Source organism: Pampinifervens navoyensis (assembly GCF_046159715.1).
Classification (GTDB): domain Bacteria; phylum Aquificota; class Aquificia; order Aquificales; family Aquificaceae; genus Pampinifervens.
Genome location: NZ_JBJXCT010000056.1, coordinates 1 through 260, shown reverse-complemented (window position 1 = coordinate 260; position 260 = coordinate 1). Strand labels below are relative to the sequence as shown.

1 pseudogene is annotated in these 260 nt (G+C 67.7%); it reads left to right on the top strand.

Annotation, left to right across the window (positions count from 1 at the left end):
- Positions 1-260 (top strand): annotated as a pseudogene (locus ACKRDP_RS09985) (chitinase); the annotation flags it as partial.

Sequence of the window (260 nt, the reverse complement as noted above, 5' to 3'; positions counted from 1 at the left end):
CCGCGTACCAGTCGGTGATCAAGCAGTACGACCTGACCGAGATCGACTTCGACGTCGAGGGCGCGGCCATCTCCGACACGGGCGCGATCAACCTGCGCAACCAGGCCATCGCCGGCCTCGAGAAGCAGGACCCGAACCTCCAGGTCTCCTACACCCTGCCGGTGCTGCCCAGCGGGCTCACCAGCGAGGGCGTCGCAGTGCTCTCCAACGCCAAGGCGGACGGCGCGGACATCGCCGCCGTCAACGTCATGGCCATGGAC